This is a genomic window from Asaia astilbis JCM 15831 (genome assembly GCF_000613845.1).
Taxonomy (GTDB): domain Bacteria; phylum Pseudomonadota; class Alphaproteobacteria; order Acetobacterales; family Acetobacteraceae; genus Asaia; species Asaia astilbis.
This window is the reverse complement of the sequence record NZ_BAJT01000007.1, coordinates 1-24,263: the sequence shown is the minus strand read 5'-3', so window position 1 is coordinate 24,263 and position 24,263 is coordinate 1. Positions and strand designations below refer to the sequence as shown.

The 24,263-nt window shown below is 57.8% G+C and carries 19 protein-coding genes and 2 pseudogenes; 9 read left to right on the top strand and 12 right to left on the bottom strand.

Annotated elements, in window-relative coordinates:
- Positions 1 to 49 precede the first annotated feature (49 nt).
- Both JCM15831_RS06415 and JCM15831_RS06410 read left to right on the top strand, forming a co-directional pair.
- Complete coding sequence (locus JCM15831_RS06415) at positions 50 to 769, top strand: response regulator (protein ID WP_025823572.1); 720 nt, start codon at positions 50 to 52, stop codon at positions 767 to 769.
- A 4-nt stretch (positions 770 to 773) separates the two neighbouring features.
- Positions 774 to 2,321: an ATP-binding protein gene (locus tag JCM15831_RS06410; RefSeq protein WP_025823571.1), complete on the top strand. Its 1,548-nt coding sequence runs from the start codon at positions 774 to 776 to the stop codon at positions 2,319 to 2,321.
- A gap of 47 nt (positions 2,322 to 2,368) precedes the next feature.
- Here JCM15831_RS06410 and JCM15831_RS06405 read toward each other — a convergent pair whose 3' ends face one another.
- Genes JCM15831_RS06405 through JCM15831_RS06395 form a run of 3 tightly spaced genes read right to left on the bottom strand, consistent with a single transcriptional unit; the run spans position 2,369 to position 4,843 of the window.
- Positions 2,369 to 3,019: a methionine ABC transporter permease gene (locus JCM15831_RS06405; RefSeq protein WP_025823569.1), complete on the bottom strand. Its 651-nt coding sequence runs from the start codon at positions 3,017 to 3,019 to the stop codon at positions 2,369 to 2,371.
- On the bottom strand, positions 3,000 to 4,031 hold the full coding sequence (locus tag JCM15831_RS06400; RefSeq protein WP_025823566.1) for a methionine ABC transporter ATP-binding protein: 1,032 nt from the start codon (positions 4,029 to 4,031) through the stop codon (positions 3,000 to 3,002). Before JCM15831_RS06400 ends, JCM15831_RS06405 begins: the two co-directional genes overlap by 20 nt.
- Complete coding sequence (locus tag JCM15831_RS06395) at positions 4,028 to 4,843, bottom strand: MetQ/NlpA family ABC transporter substrate-binding protein (RefSeq protein ID WP_025823564.1); 816 nt, start codon at positions 4,841 to 4,843, stop codon at positions 4,028 to 4,030. Before JCM15831_RS06395 ends, JCM15831_RS06400 begins: the two co-directional genes overlap by 4 nt.
- Positions 4,844 to 5,528: 685 nt before the next feature.
- On the opposite strand from JCM15831_RS06395, the gene JCM15831_RS17155 reads away from it, so the two are divergent.
- Positions 5,529 to 6,791: a Hint domain-containing protein gene (locus JCM15831_RS17155; RefSeq protein WP_198024261.1), complete on the top strand. Its 1,263-nt coding sequence runs from the start codon at positions 5,529 to 5,531 to the stop codon at positions 6,789 to 6,791.
- Positions 6,792 to 6,863: 72 nt separating this feature from the next.
- On the opposite strand, the gene JCM15831_RS06385 is transcribed toward JCM15831_RS17155, so the two are convergent.
- Positions 6,864 to 7,442 (bottom strand): TetR/AcrR family transcriptional regulator, encoded by a 579-nt coding sequence (locus JCM15831_RS06385; protein WP_025823560.1) that lies wholly within the window; start codon positions 7,440 to 7,442, stop codon positions 6,864 to 6,866.
- 225 nt (positions 7,443 to 7,667) lie between these two features.
- Here JCM15831_RS06385 and JCM15831_RS06380 point away from each other — a divergent pair, with 225 nt between their 5' ends.
- From JCM15831_RS06380 to JCM15831_RS21400, 3 genes and pseudogenes are all read left to right on the top strand, one after another.
- Positions 7,668 to 8,030: a YnfA family protein gene (locus JCM15831_RS06380; RefSeq protein ID WP_456303428.1), complete on the top strand. Its 363-nt coding sequence runs from the start codon at positions 7,668 to 7,670 to the stop codon at positions 8,028 to 8,030.
- 48 nt (positions 8,031 to 8,078) lie between these two features.
- Positions 8,079 to 8,656: pseudogene (locus JCM15831_RS17150) on the top strand (YqaA family protein).
- Between the two features lie 20 nt (positions 8,657 to 8,676).
- Positions 8,677 to 9,213, top strand: a complete 537-nt coding sequence (locus JCM15831_RS21400) for an SDR family NAD(P)-dependent oxidoreductase (RefSeq protein ID WP_198024260.1) — start codon at positions 8,677 to 8,679, stop codon at positions 9,211 to 9,213.
- A 492-nt stretch (positions 9,214 to 9,705) separates the two neighbouring features.
- Here the strand turns inward: JCM15831_RS21400 and JCM15831_RS22510 are convergent, their stop codons facing one another.
- The 3 genes and pseudogenes from JCM15831_RS22510 to JCM15831_RS06355 all read right to left on the bottom strand — a co-directional run bounded on the left by JCM15831_RS22510 (position 9,706) and on the right by JCM15831_RS06355 (position 12,908).
- Positions 9,706 to 10,299, bottom strand: a complete 594-nt coding sequence (locus JCM15831_RS22510; RefSeq protein WP_232228029.1) for a hypothetical protein — start codon at positions 10,297 to 10,299, stop codon at positions 9,706 to 9,708.
- Positions 10,223 to 11,115 (bottom strand): annotated as a pseudogene (locus JCM15831_RS23910) (4-(cytidine 5'-diphospho)-2-C-methyl-D-erythritol kinase). Before JCM15831_RS23910 ends, JCM15831_RS22510 begins: the two are co-directional and overlap by 77 nt.
- 8 nt (positions 11,116 to 11,123) lie before the next feature.
- Complete coding sequence (locus tag JCM15831_RS06355; RefSeq protein ID WP_025823554.1) at positions 11,124 to 12,908, bottom strand: tetratricopeptide repeat protein; 1,785 nt, start codon at positions 12,906 to 12,908, stop codon at positions 11,124 to 11,126.
- Positions 12,909 to 12,959: 51 nt separating this feature from the next.
- On the opposite strand from JCM15831_RS06355, the gene JCM15831_RS17135 reads away from it, so the two are divergent.
- From JCM15831_RS17135 to JCM15831_RS23650, 3 genes are all read left to right on the top strand, one after another.
- The gene (locus tag JCM15831_RS17135; RefSeq protein ID WP_051528356.1) at positions 12,960 to 13,775 is read left to right on the top strand and encodes a uracil-DNA glycosylase; all 816 of its coding nucleotides are present in this window, start codon (positions 12,960 to 12,962) and stop codon (positions 13,773 to 13,775) included.
- 155 nt (positions 13,776 to 13,930) lie between these two features.
- Positions 13,931 to 15,271 carry a hypothetical protein gene (locus JCM15831_RS17130; RefSeq protein ID WP_306301829.1) on the top strand — a complete coding sequence of 447 codons (1,341 nt, stop codon included), beginning with the start codon at positions 13,931 to 13,933 and terminating at the stop codon, positions 15,269 to 15,271.
- Positions 15,272 to 15,430: 159 nt separating this feature from the next.
- A complete protein-coding gene (locus tag JCM15831_RS23650; RefSeq protein WP_306301828.1) occupies positions 15,431 to 15,937 on the top strand; it encodes a transglycosylase SLT domain-containing protein in 507 nt (168 codons plus the stop codon).
- A gap of 85 nt (positions 15,938 to 16,022) precedes the next feature.
- Here JCM15831_RS23650 and JCM15831_RS06340 read toward each other — a convergent pair whose 3' ends face one another.
- The 5 genes from JCM15831_RS06340 to JCM15831_RS06320 form a co-directional block, all read right to left on the bottom strand.
- A complete protein-coding gene (locus tag JCM15831_RS06340) occupies positions 16,023 to 16,760 on the bottom strand; it encodes an SDR family oxidoreductase (protein WP_025823553.1) in 738 nt (245 codons plus the stop codon).
- A gap of 206 nt (positions 16,761 to 16,966) precedes the next feature.
- Positions 16,967 to 17,323, bottom strand: a complete 357-nt coding sequence (locus JCM15831_RS06335; RefSeq protein ID WP_373277613.1) for a VOC family protein — start codon at positions 17,321 to 17,323, stop codon at positions 16,967 to 16,969.
- Between the two features lie 289 nt (positions 17,324 to 17,612).
- Positions 17,613 to 19,058: a ShlB/FhaC/HecB family hemolysin secretion/activation protein gene (locus tag JCM15831_RS06330; RefSeq protein WP_025823550.1), complete on the bottom strand. Its 1,446-nt coding sequence runs from the start codon at positions 19,056 to 19,058 to the stop codon at positions 17,613 to 17,615.
- The gene (locus JCM15831_RS23300) at positions 19,055 to 19,186 is read right to left on the bottom strand and encodes a hypothetical protein (protein ID WP_269530363.1); all 132 of its coding nucleotides are present in this window, start codon (positions 19,184 to 19,186) and stop codon (positions 19,055 to 19,057) included. The genes JCM15831_RS06330 and JCM15831_RS23300 overlap by 4 nt, the downstream gene beginning before the upstream one ends.
- Before the next feature lie 208 nt (positions 19,187 to 19,394).
- Positions 19,395 to 24,263 (bottom strand): beta strand repeat-containing protein (locus JCM15831_RS06320; RefSeq protein ID WP_025823548.1); only part of this gene is annotated, 4,869 nt, incomplete at its 5' end.

The window sequence follows — 24,263 nt, the reverse complement described above, 5'->3', positions numbered from 1 at the left end:
TGCAACACCCTCTTGTAACAGCGGATCGATTCGGACCACTGTTACATTCATGGACACGAACCCACACCTTCTTATCGTTGATGACGACCGCGAGATCCGCGAGCTGCTGTGCCGCTTTCTCGAGCGCAATCATTTCCGCGTGACAGCCGCACGCGACGGGCGCGAAGCCCGTCGCGCCTGGGCCTCCGGCCATTATCAACTGGTGGTGCTGGATCTCATGCTACCGGGCGAAAGCGGTCTCGACATCGCACGCTGGCTGCGCACCCAGGATAATGTGCCGATCATCATGCTGACGGCAATGAGCGACGAGACAGATCGCATCATCGGTCTGGAATTCGGCGCTGACGACTATGTCGCCAAGCCCTTCAATCCGCGCGAGTTGCTGGCCCGTGTCCGCGCCGTGTTGCGCCGCACCGCAGACAGCTCCGACAAGAAACTCTCTGCCGATTCCCGCATGATCCGGTTTTCGGGCTGGACGCTGGAGCCGGCTCGACGTCGCTTGCTGAATCCGGACGGGGCTGAAGTGCCGCTGACCGGCGGCGAATACGACATGCTGCTGGCCTTCCTCGAGCGAGCCAATCGCGTGCTGACGCGTGACATGTTGCTTGAACTGCTGCGTGGTCGACAGGCCGGCCCGTTTGATCGCGCCATCGACGTGGCCGTGAGCCGTCTGCGCCGCAAGCTCGAAGATGACGGTCGCAATGCCCAGATGATCAAGACCGTACGCGGTGGTGGCTATGTGCTCGCCACCGATGTCGAACGCATCTGATTCCGTGCTTCGTCTTCTGCCGCGCTCGTTAAGGGCGCGCACCAATCTGCTTCTGATCTCAGGGCTCTGCGTGGTTCAGGCTGCCGGTCTGACCATTCATGCCCTCGATCATCTCAATATTGCCGACCGGGCAGAGATGCACGAGAACGAGCATCACGCGTTTTCGATCTACCATACGCTCGTCGAATTGCCGCCTTCGGACCGTGAAGCCAGCCTGGCCGCGCTGGAAATTCCGTCGAACTTCAAAGTGAATTTCGACAACAAGCCTGATACGCATCTTCCGGGTGCGTTCATCCCTATCCCTTTTGGCATCAATCCCATGATGCGTGGCGGCCCCCCAGGGGGGCAGGACGATCAAGGCATGGGAGGACCTCCACCTCCAGGCGGCGGCCCGGGAGAGTTTTCAGGCGGAGAAGGCCGTCCTCCTTTCCCGTTCGAAGGAGGGCCACCCCCATCGAACAGCCCCGACGGCGTTCCTCCTGAGGACCATCGTCCAGCCAGCTTCATGCCTCCCCCGCTCGCCGCCATCGGTATGCTGCCGATGCGGCTTCGCCCGCAGCACGTCATCATCGGCCACAAGCCGAGCACGCGACGTTATGCGCTGTCCTTTCAAATGCCTGACGATCATCGCTGGCTGGTCATGAGCTACACGGTGCGCCCCCCGAACCCCTTCGGTTCGCCCACCTTCATGATTTCCTTCGCCCTGATGACCATTTGTGGCGGCGGACTCATTCTCTGGGGCTCCCATCGGCTGATCGCGCCGGTTGCAACGCTGGCCAATGCGGCAACTGCGCTCGGCCGTAACGTACACGCTCAGCCTCTGCCCGAATCCGGCCCTACCGAAATCCGCAAGGCAGCGCTCGCCTTCAACACCATGTCAGCCCGCATCCGTCGTTTCGTGACCGATCGGACGCTCATGCTGACCGCCATCGGTCACGATCTACGGACACCGATCACGCGTCTCAAGCTGCGCGCCGAGTTCATCGATGATGATGAGTTGCGCGACAAGTTTCTGGCAGATCTGGACGAGATGGAAAGCATGGTCGCCGCCACTCTCGCCTTCGGGCGAGACAGCTCGACTCTGGAACCCATGACCACGATCGATCTGAGCGCGCTGTTGCAGACCGTCGCCGACGAAGCTGCCGAAGCCCGTCCCGATCTTGCTGACGAGGTCAGCTATGCGCCCCCGCAGACACCGATCCGGATCAAGGCACGCTCACTCGCGCTGAAACGCGCGCTCACCAATCTGGTCATGAATGCCCTGAAATATGGCGGGTCGGTCTCTATCCGCGTGATCGACACGCGCACCGCTGAACAGGAAAAAGCGGTCTGCATCCATATTGACGATCGTGGCCCGGGCCTGCCTCCAGAAGATCTCGAACGCATGTTCGAACCCTTCGTCCGCGCCGAAACGAGCCGCAACCGCGAAACCGGCGGCACCGGTCTCGGTCTTGCCATCGCCCGCTCGACACTCCGTGTACAGGGCGGTGACGTGACCCTAAGCAACCGTCCGGAAGGCGGCCTCAGAGCGAGCGTCGTCCTTCCGATCTGACGTCCCCGCTGCTGAACGCCCTTTCCGGGCAGGTTCAGCAGCGCCGCTCAGCGCCGTACCGCCTTGACGGCGAGCGTCCCAGCGCCCTGGATCAAACCGACGAGGAGAATGAGAACAGCCACCACCGTGAACATGATGGTGGTATTGAAGCGCTGATAGCCGTAGCGAATGGCCAGATCGCCCAGCCCTCCTGCACCGATCGCGCCTGCCATAGCCGAAGCGCCAACCAGCGTGATCGCAGTGACTGTCAGGCCCGAGAGAAGCCCGGGCAGTGCTTCAGGGATCAGCACATACCGGATGACCATCCAACGCGTGCCACCCATGACGCGCACCGCCTCTATGAGACCGGGTTCGATCTCCTGCAACGAGATTTCGGCAATACGGGCGTAATAGGGAATAGCCGCAATCGAGAGCGGGACAATAGCTGCAAGCGTGCCGAGTGAGGTGCCCGCGATAAAGCGCGTGACCGGAATCAACAGCACCAGCAGGATGATAAAGGGCACCGCACGCAACGCATCGACCACCCAGCCCACTGGGCGTCCCAGCCAAGGCAGATCGTAAAGATCGGCGCGTCGGGTCGCGATCATCAGCACCGCCAGAGGTAGACCGAAAATCACAGCAATAAGGCTCGACGCTGCGACCATCTCGACGGTCTGAAGGGTCGATTCAGCGATAAGCCTAGTGATGAGCTGGTACATAGCCGAGCACCTCCGTCACATGAGCTTCCTGATCGAGAAAAATACTGAGTGGCGCAGAAAGAGGCTTTGATAACCCCAGGATCATGTCGGTCATCAGATCGCCACCACATTCGAGGCTTCCCCCCTGAACAAGGGTAACTTCCTGATCGAATCGGGTCGTCAGACGGGACAGAAAGGGAGTGCCTGCAGCCTTGGAATCAAGCACGACACGCACAAGGGTCTGGGCGCCGGACTGAGGGTCGGAGGTCATTTTACGCCTGATCGCCTCGGGCAAAGTCGGGCGGATATCGGCCAAAAGCCGCTCCAGTCGTGGATCGCCCCGACTATCGCGCAACAGCGTCGCCATGCTGCCATTTTCGATCAAGGCGCCATCATCCAGCACCAGAACACGATGCGCAAAACGACGGACGACCTCCATCTCATGCGTGATCAGAATGATGGTGAGACCGAGCGTGCGATTGATATCGGCCAACAGCTCAAGAATGGAGGCGGTCGTATGCGGATCGAGCGCCGAAGTCGCCTCGTCGCACAGGAGCAACGAGGGAGAGTTCGCAATCGCACGCGCAATACCGACGCGCTGTTTCTGCCCGCCGGAAAGCTGGGACGGGCGCTTGCTGCCATGACTTTCGAGCCCGACAAGCGTCAGCAATTCTGCAACGCGATCGGCAATGCGGGCCTTTGACCAGCCCGCGATTTCGAGCGGGAGAGCAATATTGGCGGCAACACTACGGGAATTCAGCAAATTGAAATGCTGAAATACGAGGCCGACCTTGCGACGTGCAGCGACAAGCTCACGCTCTGTCAGAAGTGTCAGATCGGCACCGTCAAGCAGGATCCGCCCCTCGGTGGGACGTTCCAGCGCACAAAGGCAGCGCAGGAGGGTCGATTTACCGGCACCGGAACTGCCGATGACCCCGACGATCTCACCTTTTTCGACTTCGAAACTCACATCGGTTAGGGCCGTCTGCGATCCGAAACGGCACGACAGACCCGAAACATTCAAAAGGGTCATGGAAAGGCAGGGATCACTGTATTGGCATAGATATCGATGAGCGCCTGACGGATATTGGGCTGCTGGTAAGCACTCACCAGAGGCTTGACCCAGGGAGCCTGAACCTCGTCGGTGTTGACAGCGATCACGCAGATATAAGGGTTATCCTTCACCCCTTCGCGGGCGAGGCGCTCATGGACAACATCGACCCCGGCCTTATGTGCCCAGTCGGTATTGATGACAGCAGCATCGAGATCGGGCAAAGCGCGCCCGACGACCCCGGCATCGAGTTCACGAATTGTGAAATCATGCGCGTTTTCAGTGATGTCGAGCGGCGTGGGCAGCAGGCCGGCAGAAGGCGACAGCTTGATGAACCCCAGAGACTGCAGCAGGAGAAGCGCCCGCCCCTCGTTGCTCGGATCGTTGGGAACCCCAATGACAGCGCCTTTGGGCAAAGCAGACAGCGTCTTCCACTTGCGCGAGTAGAGACCGATCGGCGCAACATAGGTATCACCGACAGGCGAGATTTTGAAACCATGCGCGTCGCATTGCGCCTTGAGAAAAGGCTTATGCTGAAACGAATTCGCATCGAGATCATGCGACGCCAGTGCTTCATCGGGCGTCGAATAATCGGAGAAGGTGACGATCTTGAGCGACAGTCCCGCTTTCTGGGCGTTCTGACTGACCAGACGCCAGATATCTTCATCCTCACCCGCCATGATGCCGACACGGATCGGCTTATCCGCAGCGCGCGCGGCACTCATTCTGAGAGCGAGGGGAGCCCCGAGAAGGGTGGACAATACCGAACGACGCGGCAGCGAGGTGAAGGACATCAGGCGAAACCCAGTTCTGGCACGAGAACCCATATTGAACGATTTACAATCGTTAGAAGGTTGAGTCTCGGCATATTCAACGATCTTTCCGTGTTTTATACAGAATGGCTCATAAAGCAATCTTCTGCCGATCTGCCTCCTCCGCGTTCATCCAACATAAGCCTGGGTTTTTCCGAATCGGAAGTCATCGAGCCCCACGCTCAACGTACCGCCTCATACTGAAATCACGATCCTCTCCGTTTGGGCCAGATCTGTGTCTGCGCACCTGACGTGACAAAATCGGACACGGCTCTTTGAGTTACGTCCAATTATCAACAGTCGTTGACAAACTTCATGGCTAGCTCTAATTTCACCTTCCAATCGACCTGTACTCCTGTGCCCGGAAACAATTTTCTCAACGCAGAATGCGCGAGGTTAAGTGTGTGCCATGCCATTTCGAATAAGCAACAAATCAAACAGAGAATTCATCGACGGAGGTGAATTCACCGTTGATACACGTTATGTTACCAAGGGTTTCTTTGGGCAGAGATATCTAACCAATGTGGATATTTGCTCCAAAGGGGCTGATATTCAGATAGATATGAGGATCAATGAGTATAGGGCCGCAAGGTATACCTATTACTTTCATATCGCTGATAACGCTCCAATCCGGTTCAGCATCTTCAACAGCACCCTCACCCCCCTCATGACGAGTATTGTCTATAACCCGCAAGACAAGCTGACGACCCTCGAAACAACTGGAGGGTTACTCGGCCTCGCAAGATTTACGTACATTTTTACCGGAAATCCGTTCAATCTTCGCAATTATGACACGCGCGTCATGATGATCGTCAATAATGATCGTCTCGATCTGAACAGCAAGCACTCATCACCGGGCGAGACTGAAGTCTGCTATCTCGCTGGAACCCGAATTCTTACACCGAGCGGAGAAAGAACAGTCGAATCCCTTCGAGCAGGAGACGCTGTAGAAACATGGAATGCCACCTGCGGTATGAAAGAGACGCTCTTCATTCGCTGGGTAGGCAAAGGCCGCGCCGTCCCCTGTGAGGAAGAAGTTAATGATCAAAGCGGTCATCCTGTCTGCATCAGAAAAAATGCCCTTTCGGACGGTGTCCCTCACTCCGACCTCTATGTGACCAGCGAACATTGCCTTTTCGTCAGAGGCGCGTTCGTGCCAGCGAGAATGCTCGTCAACGGCACTTCGATCTACTTTGTACGGGACAGTGGCCCTTACGACTATTTCCACATAGAGACCGAAAATCACTCAATCATCTGGGCGAACGGCCTGACTGCCGAGAGTTACCTCGATACGGGCAACAGAAAAACCCTGACGCAGGTTGGGCCGGGCGTCCGCTCCGTCAACACACGGCGAAGCTGGGATTGCGTTGCGGCTGCCATGCTTTGCACGCACCGCGACTTTGTCGAACCCCTGTTCATCGCCCTAAGACAGAGAGCTCAACAAATAGGTCACGGGCGATATTCACCTCCAGCCGTCACCCATGATGACAAAATCGCTTTGCGGACACGCGAGGGCCAGATCATCGCGCCCTGCAGACGATCGGGCAATCGAGCCGTTTTCGTCTTGCCAGATGGGGTCTCGGAAATCTGGATCACCTCACAAGCGGCACGGCCGTCCGAGAGCATCGGGCCTTTCGTCGATGACCGCCGAAAGCTTGGCGTCCTCATTGGCGCGATCGATTACTTCGGATGCTCGAAAAGCAGGTCCATCACAAGCCATCTGGCTGAGCACAATCTGCCAGGGTGGGAGCCGGTTGATCCGTCAGCACCCTTTCGCTGGACCAACGGCTTTGCTTACCTCGATCTTTCCGAGGCCGGCCCTGACATAGAGGGCGAGGCTGTGATCAGCGTGGAAATCATCTCGGCAGGTCCGTATCTGGAACAGCCTAAACCCTGCGATGCTCCGATCGAGGTTCGTCTTTGTGGTTGAATTACTATCTTCTCAGCGCCTCATCTCACACCGCATTTTCTGGGTCATACGCAACACCCACTTCTGTCCTGCTCAGTGCCGACCCAGACTTTCCTGTATGGCGTCCGCCAGAAGGGAGAGCGTTTTCTGATCGCCGAGCTCTCCGGAGTTCAGACCCGCTGAGACCACGGCATAACCAATCAGGTAGGACGTAGCGAGGGAGGCACGCGCTGCAGCATTATCGACAGTCAGGCGCTTGGATAATGGCGAAATGAAACCGGCATGCAGCGCCTCAGACAAAATCGGCGCCGCCGCTGGACTCCCGATCGAACGCAAGAGAAGCTGCAATGCATGAAACGAATGCTCGCTGGTTTCATGCATCGATCCGATCAGATACTGCACTGTCCGGACACCGATTTCCTCAACTGGGCCTTCGAAAGCTTCTTCAAGCTTGAAGGCTGTATCGGCGATACGTTGAAGCAACGCCTCTTTCGAACCGAAGAGACGCGGTATCATCGCAGGGTCGACCTCGGCGGCTGCGGCAATATCGCGAACACCGACCGAATCATAACCAGCTTTGGTGAAGAGTATTTTCGCAGCATCCATGATGCGCACACGCGTTTCTTCTGCCGTGCTGCGTCTGCGGCCTTTTTTGTCGCTGTTCGGGGGCATATCTGACGGAGTCTCTTCCTGTGATGTTGCCTGATAAACCTCTGTCTAACGAACAGATCTGCAAGAAGATATGGTCGGCTTGAGCAGAAAGTACGACGCCAATCGGTCTTCTCAGCGTGTAAAAATATGTGCACTATGTCGTCGTGCAGTATCGTGACCCTGATGACGCGCAAAATGAACTCTCAAGAGACATCGGCATGGCCATCCCGCGTGCTCTATGATTCTATGTCGGCCCTTGTACCCGTCATCCGGAAAATCATCATGCTCACCCTTGCTCTCTACATTGCAGCCGGCTTTGCCGAAATTGCGGGATGTTTTGCCTTCTGGGCGTGCCTGCGTCTTGAGCGTTCGACCTGGTGGCTGGTACCCGGTCTGTTTAGCCTTGCGCTCTTCGCCCTGATCCTGACCCGGGTCGACAGCGATAGCGCAGGTAGAGCTTATGCAGCCTATGGCGGGGTTTACATCACGGCTTCGCTGATCTGGATGCGCCTGTTCGAGGGGCGCAGCCCGGATCGATGGGAACTTATTGGCGCCGTGATCTGCCTATGTGGTGCTGCCCTTATTTTATGGGGTCCGCGCTCGACATAAAACCCGGCTTGGGTCATTGACTGGCTTCCTGACTTTCGGAGGCCTTTCGTGTTCCAGCCGCTCTATCGTCGTACTCTAGCTCTGGCTGCCTCGCCTTACGCAGGCTGGTGGCTCTTTGCCGTTGCTTTTGCCGAGGCCTCATTTTTTCCCATCCCGGTCGATCTGATGCTGATCCGATGGTGCTGGCCACACGCGATCGCGCTTTTATCCTTGCCGCGATCTGCACGATTGGCTCTGTCATGGGAGCGATGCTGGGTTGGATAATCGGCGCCATGCTCCTTCAGCATGTCGCCATGCCCATTGTGCATTTCTATCATGCCGAGCACAGCCTTGCTGCGCTACAGGACAAATTTCGTCAGTATGGTGTCACGATCATTCTGCTGAAGGGGCTGACGCCTATTCCCTTCAAGATTGTGACCATCGCAGCAGGTGCCTCGCATTTCGCCATACTCCCCTTTCTCGCCGCCAGCCTGGTCACGCGTGGAGCACGCTTCTTTCTAGTGGCGACATTGCTCTGGTTTTACGGCGAGCCCATTCGCGACTTCATCGAGCGCCGCCTGACACTGATCATGGCGGGCTTTCTCTTTCTGGTCATCGCTGGCATTCTGGCCGTTACCTTCCTGTAGACCGTATGAGGATTGCCGCCATGCCCAACCAGATTGCCGTCGTCACAGGCGCCGGAGCCGGTATCGGGCGCGCCACGGTACGCATGCTGGCCTCTTACGGCTTCGATATTGCTCTCCTGGGCAGAAACGAACAAAGACTGAAAGATGCAGCGGAAGAGCTTGAGGCAGGTGCCATTCGCACCCTCGTGCTTCCGGTCGATGTTTCTGATGCCACAGCCGTCACGCAAGCCGCAGAAAAGATCGAACGCGAACTCGGCCCCATCACGGTCTGGATCAATGCAGCAGGCGCAGCGGCTATCGGCCCGGTTCTCTCTCTCGATGCCCAGACAATTCGGCGTGTGACCGAAGTCACCTATCTGGCTCTGTCTTCGGCACGCAGACCGCGCTTTCCTGCATGCGTCGTCGTGGAAGCGGGACGATCGTCAATCTCGGTCTTGCCCATCCGTTACGCGGCTTGCCGCTTCAATCTGCGATCAATGGGGCCCACGCCGCGATCAGCGCATTTTGCGACAGTGTTCGTCCCGAAATCCGGGCGCTCTCGGACCGGATCGATCTGACCGTTGTGCATCTTCCTTCGATCAACACACCGCGCCTCGGATGGAGCCGCAACCGGTCCGGTCACGTGCTGAAACCAAGCGGACGCATTTACGAACCCGAAGTGGCCGCGCACGCAATCTGTCAGGCTGTGCTCGGGCATCATCGTGATATCTGGGTCGGTGCTTCGTCTATCCTGCCTAGCCTGATCAGTGGTCTGGCCCCGTCCCTCCGCGACCGGTTTCTCGCGAAAAAAGGCCTGAGCGGCCAGTTTGCATCGGGTCAGGTCGATAACGAGCCTGACGGACTGCATGAGACGCTACCCGGCGCCTATGCCGCACATGGTCCTTATGAAGGTATTCCCCTTCGCGACCAGGGACGCAAACCTCTGCTGCTCACGATCCCCCGACGGATCGGATTGGGGGCAACGCTGCTCTTGCTCGGGGGCGCCTTGTTCGCCCTCGCCAGTGCACGTCGCAAAAGCTGAGAGTTACCGCCCGGAGGAGCAAGCAGCGTTAGCTAGGGCGGCGTGACGTGCCTGCGGCCATATAGGCGCGATGCTGCGAGAGCCCCTTCCCGAGTTTTTCCACGTCTTCAGGTGTGAACGTCAGACCAATCGGACCAAAGGCTGGGTGTTGGAAGGCCAGGGTCGAGCCCTCGGTCAACGCATCGATCTGGAGCGCCCAGTTCGTGTTGTAGACGGGCAGAAAGGGCGCGTTACCGATCGGAGGCTGAGGCTGCGACGCGGTCATGGCGTAGCGCACACGACCCAGACTACCGATCAACTGACCCAGCTGTTCGAGCGAGAGATCGATTTCGCCCTCGACACCGCTTCCCTCAAGAAACCGGAGCGTTGCCCCGGTGCCATCCTCTTTCTGGATGACCTGCATTCTCGCACTCATGTTGCACAGTCCCTCTTGCCGCAATCCCGGAACGCCGTTCGAGCTCGCAGAGAACTGACGCTGCCCCTCATGCAGGGCAAGCGACCGAACCCGGGCGATCCAGACCACACTTATACAGGTGTCAGAGAGCTCAGGACAGCTCGCCTGCAGTTTGCACCCATCCAGCTTCTGCCCACCAGCCCCTGATCCGCAGGCGTTCTGCCTCACGCTTTGCCGCCTCGACATCGATATAGAGACCGAAACAGGTCGCTCCGGACCCACTCATTCGGGCGAAGAGACAGGTATCGGAGCTCTCGAGCTCCTGAATAACCTCACCGATGACAGGGAAAAGAGCGATCGCAGGGGGTTGCAAATCATTCGAGGTCGATCGCAGGCTCTCCGCCATGTCCCGTGCGTCATCCCACCGAGCCAGGAGCTCTGCAGGAGCCCTGAAAGACGCGCCTGATTCCTTCCAAGCCTTGAAGACGGTCGGCGTCGGTACGGCAACTCCCGGGTTTACGAGAAGCATGGCAACACGCGCAGAGACGGCGCTGCAACAAGAATTTCCCCAATCCCCTGCATGCGCTGCGTATTCTGGGCGAGACAGACCGGGACATCGGCCCCAAGCGATGCGGCAATTGAAGCGAGATCGACATCCGCACACTGCCAGGCTTGTGCCAGAAGACGCAAAGCGGCTGCAGCATCGGCCGACCCACCGCCGATCCCCGATGCTACAGGCAGGTTTTTGGTCAGGCGAAGGGACCAGCTCGGCGCCGCAGCGTCCAGGCCCGCAGCAGCACGTAAAGACGCCGCAGCGCGAAGAACAAGATTGTCAGCGCCGGAATCGAGACCGGCCCCGAAAGGCCCGTCTATCGTCAGACTCATGCCGTCGGCCGACGGTCTCGGTTCTTCAATGCGGAGAATATCCCCCGTCTCGGCAAAGACTGCCAATGAGTCGAGCTCATGATATCCATCGGGGCGACGCGCCGTGACATGGAGAAACAGATTGATTTTGGCGTGAGCAAAGGCAGGGTCGAAAGACATGTCAGATCTCAACGGGACGAAGGAATGGCACGTCCGCGCATGATCGGCAGATCGGGCCCCCGGGACAGCGCAGACTCGATCAACGCCTTCGTCTCTGGTTCGGGCTTGTTGTTCAAAGCCTGGCTCCATTGATCGCGCGCTTCGAGCTGCCGTCCCTGATACCAGTAGGCGACCCCCAGATGATAAGCGATCTCCGGATCGCCAGGAGTGGCATTGATCGCGGAAAGCAGCAGCGGCAGAGCCTGCGCCAGATCGCCCTTCTGCTTGAGCAGGCCCCAGGCATAGCTGTCCCGTATTTCGGCATCGCCGGGAGCCATGTCCAGCGCATGACGCAGCAGAAGAAGCGCCTGTTCGGGGCGCTCATTATGCTCGATATCGGAATATCCTGCATAATTGAGCAAAACCGGCTCCGAGGGCGCAAGCGCAAGCGCCCGGTCCAGATCTTCCTGCGCCTTGTCACGTCGCTTGAGATGATCCCAGGCGATTGCGCGCCCGAGCAGTAGCGGCCAGATGCGCGATTCCATGACGCTGACATGATCCAGCGCACGGGTATAGGTTTCGACAGCGGCCTCTGACAGTCCAAGTTGGTCTTGAGTAGCACCCAACTCGTTTAGAATATCGGCATTATCAGGGTTGGTTTTGACGACCCGTTCAAGCGCGTGAAGAGCGGCTTTGAGATCATGACGCTTCAACGCCACCTGAGCCTGTGCATGATCCGAGAGCGGCGCGAACGGGTCGTTATCGGCGACGCCATCGAGTGCCGATTGGGCCATGTCGAGCTGCCCGTCATTCCGCAATTCCTCAGCCAGAAGAATCTTGGCCAATGTGCAGTCAGGACGCAGAAGAAGGGCCTGACGCAACAGCAGGATCTTGAGCTGGCGCAGGTCCTTCAGCTTGTCGTCATTGCGTTCGGCACTGTTCGCACGGTCATGAGGGGCGGTATCGCCAAGGAGGGTCGTGACACCGATGTAGAACTCGGCCAGACCGAGATCGGGCGCGAAGGAAACGCTGAGAGGGCGAGGCTTCAACCGGTCCGCAACGAGCTGGAATGCGGGAAGGATCGTCCCGACTTCCCGGAGCCGCGCGCGCGCTTGAGCGTCGTGATGATGATAAGCAAGCCAGTCAGCCTCGAATTGCAAGGTCTGCACCCGCAAAAGAGGCGGCACTGCAGCCCCGTTGCGATCAAGCAAATCGAACAGACTATCGGTACGCGCCTCATCTCGTAACGAGGCGATACGGGCCTGCTGCAACAAGGCAAGATAGGTCACCGGGTCGAGCTGACCTTGGCCAATGGTCACCGTTTCTTTTTGTCCGGTGGCCGGATTGGCGCCAAAATGGCACCAGTCACGGAGCCCCTGACCGGCCAGACGAAGAAATCCCTGCTGATCCTTGCTGTGCAGAGAGAAATAACCGTCAGCGATTTTCCAGCGCTTCTCCCTGAATGCCGCTGTGCCAAGGATGATCCGTGCAAGGCTCTCCTTCGGCATGAGCTTTGCGAGAGTCAGCGCACGGGCTGCTGCATCGGCTCCGGCATCCATTGCTGCAAAACGCAGCGCCATCATCATCAGATCGGGCTCGCGATACCCGCGCATGACAGTCTGGTACAGGGCGCGGTCTGCGTCTGCGACGTTATTACGCTGCACCGACACGATACTGCCGAGAAGACTGCCTGTCAGGGAGTGATCGGGGGCCCAGGCAGCAACGCCGCCCTGCACTCCTGCGGCAGAAGCACCGGAGACAGAGGTGAGACAGGCAAGAAGGAGGAGCCGGGACGGAGAGCGCTTGGTTTGCATCGAGTGACAATCTAGACTGAACCCGTTCAGACACCAAACTGATAAGAAGCCATGTCCCTCACCTTGTCCGGCCAAGACCGTTCCGAGATTCTCGCCTTGCTGGACCTTTATCGGGACTGGGGGGTGGACTGCACGCTCGATGCCGTCGCTCCCCTCCGTCTGGACCGCCCGGCGTCTCTGCAGCCACGCCCAGACGCACGACGTCCTCAACGCTCGACACGCGCTACAGCACCCTCCGTTGCACCTTCTTCCCCCCCATCTTCACGTCCCGGTCCGATCGATCCCGAGGCAGCCATAGCCTGGGGCGTGGAAGCGTTCCCGGATTGCGCCCTCGCCCGCACAGCGTCCACAAGTGTCCGACCCCGCATCGTATCCGGCGCCAAGCTGATGCTCATCGGTGACGCTCCGGACGCGGATGAAGACCGCTCCGGCGAGGTCTTCGCCGGAGAGACAGGCCGCCTGCTCGATATGATCCTTCCAAGCATCGGGCTTGAACGAACCCACCTCTCCCAGGCGCCAGCCTTACCTTGGCGTCCACCAGGAGGGCGCGCCGTTTCTCTGATCGAGAGCCGGGAATGCCGCCCTTTGCTGACCGCCGCGATCTTGAAAGCACGCCCCGAACGGCTCATCTTGTTCGGGCTGACACCGCTGCGACTCCTGATTGACGAGCAGGCCAGCCTCGCCCGCTCTCGAGGTGAGTGGCATACGCTGCGACTCGAGGACGGCCTGATTGTCGAGTCGCTCGTCATGCAGCACCCGCAGCAGCTACTTTCCAGCGCTCGCGCGCCGGGAGATGTGGAAAGACCTCGTTTTCCTGGCGGAAACGCTCGATTCCTTATCGAGACCTTAACGGTTTTCTTATGGTGATAAAAAAAATCTATAAACGATTCGAAAAATGCAGATTTTCGGCCTTATCCCTCTGGTAGAATTCGAGAAACACTCATAAAATAGCGAACTCCTTTGGTGTGTCCATTTGGCAACTCTTGCTTCGATGAGCGAGAGGGGCTACCAGCATCGCCACCATGCGAGGAATTTCTTATTTCGCGTCGAGTAACAGCGCACGCGCTATGATGCTGTGCGCTGTGCTTGTGGCGGGGGCGACGTTCAATCCGCTCCGTGCCCAGGAAAGCAAATCGACGCTTACCCCTGCGGACCATGACAACACTCCAAGCGAGGAAACGGCGTTTGCGACGCCGCGATCCTCTGCGCCTGGTGGGTCGAATGGTCTTCCCCATCCCCTTTCCGCTTCAGATGCAGCGCTTCTGAGAGAGGCTTTCCGTGCCCAGCGCGCTGGCGACTTCAAAACCGCCATTGACCGCTCACGCGCTGTCCATGACAGCGTGCTGATGGGCGACCTGCTTGCGGAGCGCTATCTTCACCCGGCCTATCACCCTGAGCCGGTGCAGCTGCGCCTCTGGCTCAAGACCTTCTCCAGCCTGGCCGATGCCAGCGCCATTCAGACCCTGCTGATCTCTCTCAGCCCCAGGGGAGGCGTTGCTTCTCAGAGCTTCCCGGCACCGCTCGCGCCTACAGACACCACATCAAACACGACAGCGACCTCCCCGGATCCGCTGGCACGAATTCTCAACCGCAATCCCATGCTCGATCGCACGATCAGTGAGCGCCTCTCCTGGGGCCTCAAGGGCGGCATCAGCGCGGTCAAACTTGTCGATGCAACGCCGGGCATGACCCCCCTCTATTCGGCGCAACTCAAGGCAGAAATTGCTCTGGGGATGCTCAGCACCGGAGCCACGGATTTTGCCCTTCAAACCGCGCGCAGCGGGTTCAAGCAGAGTGCCCAACAACTCGCTTACGCGGGCTATGTCGCAGGCCTCGCCGCCTGGCGTCAGGGCGCTTTCCGCGAAGCGCTTGGTTTCTTCGAACAGGCGTCCCGTTCGGGCACCACGACGAACGAATCACGCGCCGCTTCTGCCTATTGGGCGTCGCGCGCCCATCGCCATCTCGGCGATGCCCCAACGCTCACCACCTCGTGGTTGCAGCGCGCCGCCGCCGAGCCTGGGACATTCTATGGCATCCTGGCCCGGCAAATGCTGGGGCTTCATCATGCAGGCAAGGCCCAAGGATCTGATGCTGAGGTTGGCGTGATGTCTGCCAGCGATGAGACAGTCCTCGAGAACCCGATCCCCGTCATGGGTGAAATCGACGTCGAGGCTGTCGCCGCCACCCCTCAGGGACATCGTCTTTTCGCTCTGCTTCAGATCGGCGAGACGGCGCGCGCCGAAGCCTGCTGCGGCGGATGTGGCCCGATATCGTTTCCGACACGGCTCTTTGTCATTCGGTCCAGCTCGTGGCCGCCGCTGCCGGTCTGCATGATCTCTCGGAGCAGATTGCTACGATCTTAGGCTCACGTGACGGCAGCCCGGCCCATCTGGCTGGCTTTCCCACCCCGCATCTGGCGCCACGCCACGGCTTTAAAATGGATCCGGCGCTTGTCTACGCACTGACCCGTCTGGAATCCAATTTCGATCCCAAGGCATCTTCCAGCGCGGGAGCCCACGCTGATGCAAATCCGTCCGCTAACAGCGAGCTTTGTCAGCGGCCCCAAGCCTGCTCTGGACGCACATGGCGTCGCGATCATCACCGTTCCTGACGATATGGTCGGACGCTTGCACAACCCGGCCGTGAATCTCGAAATCGGCCAGCTCTATGTGCAGTATCTCGCCGGGCTTTCGGAGCGTTCCGAAATTGCTCCTAAAGGCGGCGATCTCATCCACACGCTTGCCTCCTATAATGCTGGACCTGGAGCCATCGCACGTTGGGAGAGCAACACGCCCGATGACGCCGGGCCGATCCATGATCCTCTGCTGTTCATGGAGCTTCTCCCGAATTGCGAAACGCGCAATTACGTTCACCATGCCTTTGCGTATCTCTGGATCTATGCCGACAAGCTCGGTCTGCCCGCGCCGTCGCTCCATGCCCTTGCACGGGCTCAGTGGCCCCGCTTCGCCGACGAGCAGGAAATTGCTGCGACTGCGCATAACGCAGCCCGTCCCGTTACGTATCACTGATTACCGTGAGGTCTGGACGGAAGTGTCCGTCAGGGGCTTTCAATATCTCCTGACGGAAAAACAACATACGCGATATACCAACCGGTCAAAGCATCACGAGCCCTCCGTCAACAGCGTATTGGCTTCCTGTCACAAAGGAGGCTTCGTCGGATAAGAGAAACAGAGCGACGGCAGCGGCCTCTTCGGGAGTACCAACCCGCTTAAGCGGCACCTGATTCAAGACAAAAGCCTCAAATCCTTCGCGGACCTTATCGGGCATAAAGTCCCGAAACCCGGTTTCGATCGGCCCAGGAACCAGAACGTTCACCCTAATCCCGCGTGACGCCAGTGCGGTCGCCCAAGAACGTGCCATTGCGATTAGCGCCCCCTTGGTTGCAGCGTAAAGGCCTGTTGCGGCCGCCCCCTCGTAGACCGAACTGGATGCAGTCAGAACAACAGAAGCTCCTGAAGCCAACTTAGGTGAGAGTGCAGCGAGCTGCAGCATAGGTCCGCGCACATTCGTCGCCATCATCTTATCAAACAGCGCTGCATCCAGCTCTTCCGGGAAACCGAGCGTCGCGATACCGGCGTTAAACCAAACGCCGTGCAATTCTCCGACCGAATCCACGATTTCAATGAGAGCGCTTGCGGTCTGATCACTGGCATCGTTTCGAGCAATTTGGGCCTGAGCACCCAACTCCCGACGAACAGGGAGTATTTTCTCTTCATTCGAACCCGTAATAACGACGTGTCCACCCTCGGCAATAATACGACGAGCTCCAGCAAGCCCTATACCGCTCGTACCGCCAGTGATGAGAATATTTTTGTTTTGGAATCTGTTCATGCGTCGAAATCCCTTTTCCAGGAGATCTTACACTCTCACATTATTTTTTATCGCAATAAACTGCATGAAAATTAATAACTTCTATAATTGATCAGACATAGTATAAGTAGTGACTTTCCTAAGGTCGGGTCAAAGATAAGAATATGCCCCGCGATCTATCTTGGCAGCACCCGAGCCGGAAAGCCCCTCTAAGAGCCGACTGGTATTTAAAGTCTTGAATTGATCTCGACCAAATTTCCGCTCGGATCTTTGACGACCATTTTCCCACGTACGCCTTTTATCGTGTCTGGCTCTTGCAGAAAAACATAGCTTACCACGTTCTTGTCGAGGATTTCTTTTCTCTCTTTCCACGCCTGGAGTGTGACTTCTTCTCCGAAATGCATCGATTTTCTGACTTCATCCGTCAGCAATGAGCCCGCACGATCATGGAGAGTAACGTAGCCTCCAAAAACGAAGATGTTGGAGCAGGTTTCACTAAGGTCGATCAGTTCTGCGCCAAACAGTCTCACGTAGAATTCTTTACACGCAGAGAAATTTTCTACTGGCAATGACAGATGGAACAAACTCTCTCCTCCATGCCCTTTTCACGAGGACCCTCTCAGGAAGCGGGAACCCGCTGCGCTCGCACGCCCGTTTTATGTCTCGACCTAGCTAAAAAACTCGCTGCCAGGCCGATAAACAATTTTACGCCTCGTCAATCCATCGCACCAGTGCGAAAAAAAGGCGGATCGGTCTGGAACAACTCAGCTTTAGCGCTTTGATCTGCTAGATTTTCTAATCGAGCAGATCGAGCTTTCTGAGGGCCTTAAATTGCTCTCAGTCGTTTCAAACTAGGGCTGTATTTTTCACCGCTCAATACCCGACGGTGAGAGAGAGGTTACCGAAAGCGCCTTTATTACCGAAGAGGTTCTGCGCGATCGGGCCGGAAATACCGCGCAGACGCCAGCCGACATTGAAGGTAAGATTGGCGTAACGACCGATCACGCTATGCAGATCCAGACCCACGCTCGAGAGATCCGTCGCACTGCGGACATTGGGAATGGTCTTGACCTGGGTGACGTGCCCGTAATCGAAGAACACACCGACCTGCTCGCTGTCACGCAGTCCAGAGCGCAGACCCAGCGGGTCCAGCAGGCTGAAGGCCGGGGCACGCAGACCGTTGGTGACACTCACCCCCTCGCTGCCCAGCGCCGTATCCGTGTTGTAGCCGCGGGCCGTATACAGACCACCCAGCGCCAGCTGGTTGCTATACATCAGATTGGTACTCGAAACCTGCCCCGTCGCCTGCAGGATCCAGGAGAACTTCGCCGGCAGCCAGGTCGTGCGCGTCAGGCTCATCGCGTCATAGACATAACGAGCGTTGCCGCCCGGTATGAGCGCCTCGATATTGCGACGGTGATTGGCCCCTGTCAGACCTCCGGGGCTGAAGATCAGCTGGTTCTGAAACTCCGTCTGACCCCAGGGATCGTTCATCGCTGCATTATAAACAATCGGGAACTGCGCCACTTCGGCCTGGGTGTCGAACACATTGATCCCGCCGAACTCAAGCGTGTTATTCGTCGTCTTGAAGTCGAAACCAGCCTGAATGTCGTGGATCAGGCGCATCTTCTTACCGAGCTGCACCGTGTGCAAATCGTGAATATAGCGAAAGCTCGCCTGCCCGCTGCGACCGGACTGACCAAGATCGCGGTTATCAGGACCGAGATCGGGCTTCTGCCAGGCATAGGATCCAAAGATCTGCACACGATCCGCCTGCCACGGCATAGGCACGGTGTAGGTCAGGGCGTGGCCGCTATACCGATCGCTGACAGAATGCGTGAACTGATAGGACAGGGTCTGTCCCAGACCCGCAACATTGCCCCAGGTGCCGCCCACAGCCCATTCCGACTGACCCAGAACCGGAACGCCCGCATTATCGTACGACGCATAGACATGCAGCGGCAGTCGGTCCTGCGTCTGCAAAATCACGTCTGTCGTGCCTTGTGTCCGACCCGCCGTGAAAATGGCATCGGTATCGCGAAACGGATTGCTGTTCAGACGGCCGAGCTTCTCCTGAACGCCATTCAGCGTCAGCGTCTGACCCGGAACAAATCCACTCTCCCGCACAATCAGCCTGTCAGAAAACCAGCGATTACCCTTCGTCCTGACTTCACCCAGACGGTATTCCGTCACAAGGATCTGGATCACCCCATTGCTCACATTCTGCGGCGGGATCGTGAACGTCACAAAGGGATGGCCCTTGCTTCGGTAAAACGCATCCACCTGACGGGCAATCGCATTCAGATCCGCAAACGTCACCGGCTTGCGAGATGCGCCGACAGCGCCGTCTGGATCGAGCGATCTCCCAGAAGCGGCAGAGACGCATGCGAGATACCGCTCGGACCCGCCTGTACGCTCGTGGACTGCACATCCTGGCTGCGTGACACAAAGACCAGCCCCTTGAGGACGATGTCACCAACGACGCCGTCTGCGGCAGCGGGTTCTGCCCCCCGGCAGGCGGGGCAATCACCGCAGGCTGCGCCGAAGACGCAGGCTGTTGCGGGGCAAGGCGGCTATAGGCCTGGGCATGCGCCGCATGTGGCATCAGAACAGGGAAAAGAACGAGCGCAACGCCCGAAAGAAGAAACGAGCGCATCACTGGGCTTTCCGCAGCTGGTTGAGAATAGACGTGGTCGGCAGGGTGATCCGGTAGGCGAGGCCGGCTCCGTTCTCTGCGGTCAGATCGGAGACAAGGCCAGCGTTGCTGCTATCGCTCTGGGCAGTATTCCCGCTCGCATCGCTTTTCTGCACCGTCGAACCGGAAGCGAGGCCGACGCCAGAACCGGAAGCAGAACCTGCAAAGCTGCCATTGGCTGGCGCCGTTACCGGTGTGGGCCAGTAAACCCTCGAAAGTGCCACAGCCGTCGCCGTCGGTGTCGGCACAACGATCACCGCCTCGGGTGTTGTGGGCGTCAGGATCGTTGTCACAACCTCAGGCGTCAGGGTCTCCGGCACAGGCGTTATCACCACAGGCGTCACCACCTCAGGTGTCACGGTCTCCGGCGCAGGCGTTATGACCTCAGGCGTCACGGGTGAAGGTGCTGCTGTAACCTCATACAGGGCAGATCGATACGTAATGGTATAATTACCAAGCCCGGTTCCAACCTCATTGGAAACACTCAGCGCATAGCTCCCCACCGGGCTCTCGGCCGTCGCATCGGTCGCAAGCGTCACGCCCGTCACGCGGTCTTCATTGAGAAGACCGCTGGTCGTGAACGCCGTGCTGCCAAGCGCAGGCGTCTGGCCGTAGACGCCGCTCTGGTTGCTCGCCGAGATCGTCAGCGGGGCACGCGTGATCGTATTTATGTTGATCCCGGAATTCACAACCGTCGGAGCGTAAGTGACCTGATAGCCAACAGCGGTCGCACCCGTGCCATAAATGGCACCTTTGGAGTCAGCATTGCTGGTCGGGGACAAAACAGCATTCTGCCACGTGATCACGCCATCCACCTTGCCGGAGGCATCGGCGCCAGTCTGGTCCGTGTAAGTAATGCCCGAGGCATTGATGACGCTCGATCCATAAACCTGCGTCGCACTGTTGGCCCTGATCACAATGTAAGGCAGGGCAGACAAGACGGGATAGGGAGAACCGGCAATCCAGGCAGCAGTATTGCTGAAAGTATTCTCACTGCCACTGACCAGAGGACCTTTGGTAGACCATTCATTTGTTGTCAGACCTGTCACCAGAGGAGACGTTTGCCCATCTTGAGTGATGGCTATCCCGACAGCGGCGCCGCTGGTCGTCTTATCCCAATAGGCGTTAGTAATCGTGCCTTGAGCGTAACCGCCAATCAGGCCACCAGCATACCCACCCGAGTTTAAAGAGCTGACCGCACCGGTCGCATAGGCGTCAGTAATATCGCTGAAACTTACACCGATTAGGCCGCCTGCAACACGATCAGCGCTGACATTCCCAGTGGCATAAACGCTTTTAGTGAGACCTTTGATTTTTTCATTGTAGCCAGAATAACCGACAAGGCCGCCAGCTATGCCCCCTACGCCCTCAGCCTTCACATTGCCCGATGCGTAGGAACTGGTGATTGGACCAAGATTAGTGCCCACAAGGCCACCAACGATATTTCTAACCTCAGAGCTGGTAAATATGTCTGTGCCTGTGCCTGTGCCTGTGCCTGTGCCTGTGACGTTGCCTGTAGCGTAGGCGTCGGTAATCAAGCCCGCGTTTCCACCCACCAGTCCGCCAACCAGGCTGCTAGTCCCTGCACCTGTGACGCTGCCAATAGCGTGGGCATTGCTGATTGTGCCAAAGTTTACACCAACCAACCCACCGATAATGCTTTCAAACGCGTTGCTGATGTTGCCCGTGGCGTAGGCATCGCTGATCGTGCTGAAGTTTCCGCCCACAAGTCCCCCAACCACACTGTGGCTACCTGTGCCTGAGACGTTCCCGGTAGCATGGGCGATGCTGATCGTGCCACCGTTCTCGCCCACCAACCCGCCAACGTAATTGCTGCCTGAGACGGTGCCCGTAGTGTAGGCGTTGTTGATCGTGCCAGAGTTATAGCCCACAAGCCCACCAACGTAGATGAGACCGTTATCGCTATTAATGCCTGTGACGCTACCACCGACCATACCGATATTATGGACGCTGCCCCCTGAGCCGAGATACCCGATGAGGCCAACATCCTGTGCGCCTGAGGAGATAACGAGATTATTGATCGTGTAGCCCAGACCATCCAGCGTGCCGGTGAAGGAAGTGCTATCAGTGCCGATCGGCGCAAAGCCCGTATATCCTGACGCGTCGATCGTATTGCCCAGCACGTAGCGCCCGGCCAGATTGTTCTGCATGGCCTGAAGCTGGGAGGTGTTGAGCACAACCGTATAGAAATTTCTCCCCGTGTCGTTGACGCTGAACACCTGATTGCCACTCAGACCCAGAAGATACGGCGTCGTCTGGTTACCCGCATTGCCCCACACAGCACTGTCAAAACCGCTCGGGAGCGATTTTTGAAGCTGCTCCGTCGTCAGGCCGCTCGCATCTGTGGACCCAGAGCTAGACGACTGCCCAGTCGTTTCCTTGTCCCAGTAGGCGTTGCTGGTTGTGCCGTCGTTCTCGCCCACAAGCCCGCCAACGTTATTGCTGTAACCGGTGCCTGTAACACTACCTGTCGCGTAGACATTGCTAATCGTGCCGACGTTCTGGGCCGCAAGCCCGCCAACCTGATAACTGCCTGACACGTTGCCTGTGGCGTAGGCGTTGCTAATCGTGCTGCGGTAGTAGTTATTCGCCACAAGCCCGCCGGCCCTATTATAGGTACCGGTGCCTGATACGTTGCCTGTGGCGTAGGCGTTGCTAATCGTGCCGTCGCTATAACCCACAAGCCCGCCAACGTTACTACTGTAGCCTGTGCCTGAGACGCTGCCTGTGGCGTAGGCGTTGTTGATCGTGCCAGAGTTATAGCCCACGAGCCCGCCAACGTAGATGAGACCGTTATCGCCATTAATGCCTGAGACGCTACCACCGCTCATACCGATATTCTGGACGCTGCCTCCTGCGCCGAGATATCCGATGAGACCAACATTCTGTGCGCCCGAGGAGATAACGAGATTATTGATCGTGTAACCCAGACCGTTGAGCTTGCCGGTGAAGGCAGTGCTGTCAGTGCCGATCGGCGCAAAGCCCGTATATCCTGACGCGTCGATCGTATTGCCCAGCACGTAGCGCCCGGCCAGATTATTCTGTATGGCCTGAAGCTGGGAGGTGTTGAGCACAACGGTGTACAGATTTGCAGTCGTGTCATTGACACTGAACACCTGATTGCCACTCAGCCCCAGAAGATACGGCGTCGTCTGATTGCCCGCGTTACCCCAAACGGACGTGTTGAATCCCGAAGGTAGGGTCGCCTGAAGCTTCGCCGTTGTAAGACCTGTCAATCCAGAACTGGAACCACCTCCAGCACCCGTCGACTGCCCGCTCGTCTGCGTATCCCAATAGCCGTTAGTAATGATGCTATCGTTCTCTCCCGCTAGAGCGCCCGTTAGACCATCGTTTGCGCTTGAGACACTGCCTGTAGCGTAAACATTGGTCATCTGCCCATAGTTTCGCCCTATCAAGCCACCAACATAGTTACTGCCTGAAACACCACCCGTAGCATAGACATCACTGATACTACTGTGATTCTCTCCTACTAGGCCACCAACGACGCTCCCACCTGAGACATTCCCTGTGGCGTATGCATTGGTGATTGGGTAGGGGGTGTCGTTCAACCCCACTAAACCACCGGTTTGGCTCCCATCCCCTGCCGTGACATTACCCGTTGCGTAGGAGCCGTTGAGGATACCGACATTCGCCCCCGTAAGCCCGCCGATAAAGCTGCCGGTCCCACCCGAGACGCTACCCGTTGCATAGGAATTAACGATCGTCCCATTATTTTTTCCTACCAGACCACCAATAGAACCACCGTTAGAACTACTAACGATCGCGGTAGAGTATGAATTACTGATTATGCCGTAGCTTTGACCTACTAAACCACCATTATAGCCGCGGAAGCTTGTAAAACTACCCCCTATTATTCCAATATTCTCAATAGTACCCTTCGACCCCAGACCCCCAAAGAGACCAACCGAAGCATCAGGGGATGAAATAGTTAGATTGGCGATAGTATTGCCAAGACCATTAAAGTCCCCGCTATATGCTGGGATAGGGGAGAAATCTTTCACGCTGCTCGCGTCCAATGCATGCGCAAGAGCGTAATAGCTGCTCGCTCCGATATTCTGCAGATCGGATACGCTAGAAATTAGAGTGTAGGCATTGCCATTGATGGTCAGTACGCCGTTAACGCCCGCTGATGGGCTCTGATTGGGAAACTGGATGGCACTGCCGTTCAGGGCCAGTGTACCGCCACCGCTGGTGCCGCCACTATTATTATTCGTGACCAAAGCCAGCGTGCCGCTGCCGGTGACGGTAATCCCGGCATTGAGCGTGATGCTGCGATACGCACTCAGCGTCAGCGTGCTGGTTGTGCTCCACGAGATCGGCGCATTCAGGATGATATCGCCGTTACCCGATGAGCTCGTGCCGCCGCCATTCGTGTACGTCGCAGTCGTTGCGGTCGTCTGCTCGGTGACATTGGTGTTGCCAGCGAGAGAGCCGTTAATCGTCTGGGCCGCGTTGGCATCGATCGTCAGGTCATCCGGGTCGAGTAACCACTGCCCGCCGACACCTGCATCGATCGTTGCTTTGCCCAGCGCCATGGTATGCGCCGAGGTCTCGATGTCGCCACCCGCCCCATTATCCTTGCCGCGCGCCTTCAGCGTCGCCCCGCTGGCAATGGTCGTGCGCGTGGCAAGATTGACCCCGCCCATCGCATCCGTACCCACCAGAACCTGACCGCCTTTCTTACCCGATTGCGTGGCTGACGCATCGAGCACCGCACGACTGCCCAGAGACACCTCACGTCCGTTCGCCCGGATCGTTCCGCCTGCACCGTCCTGCGTGCTCGCCGT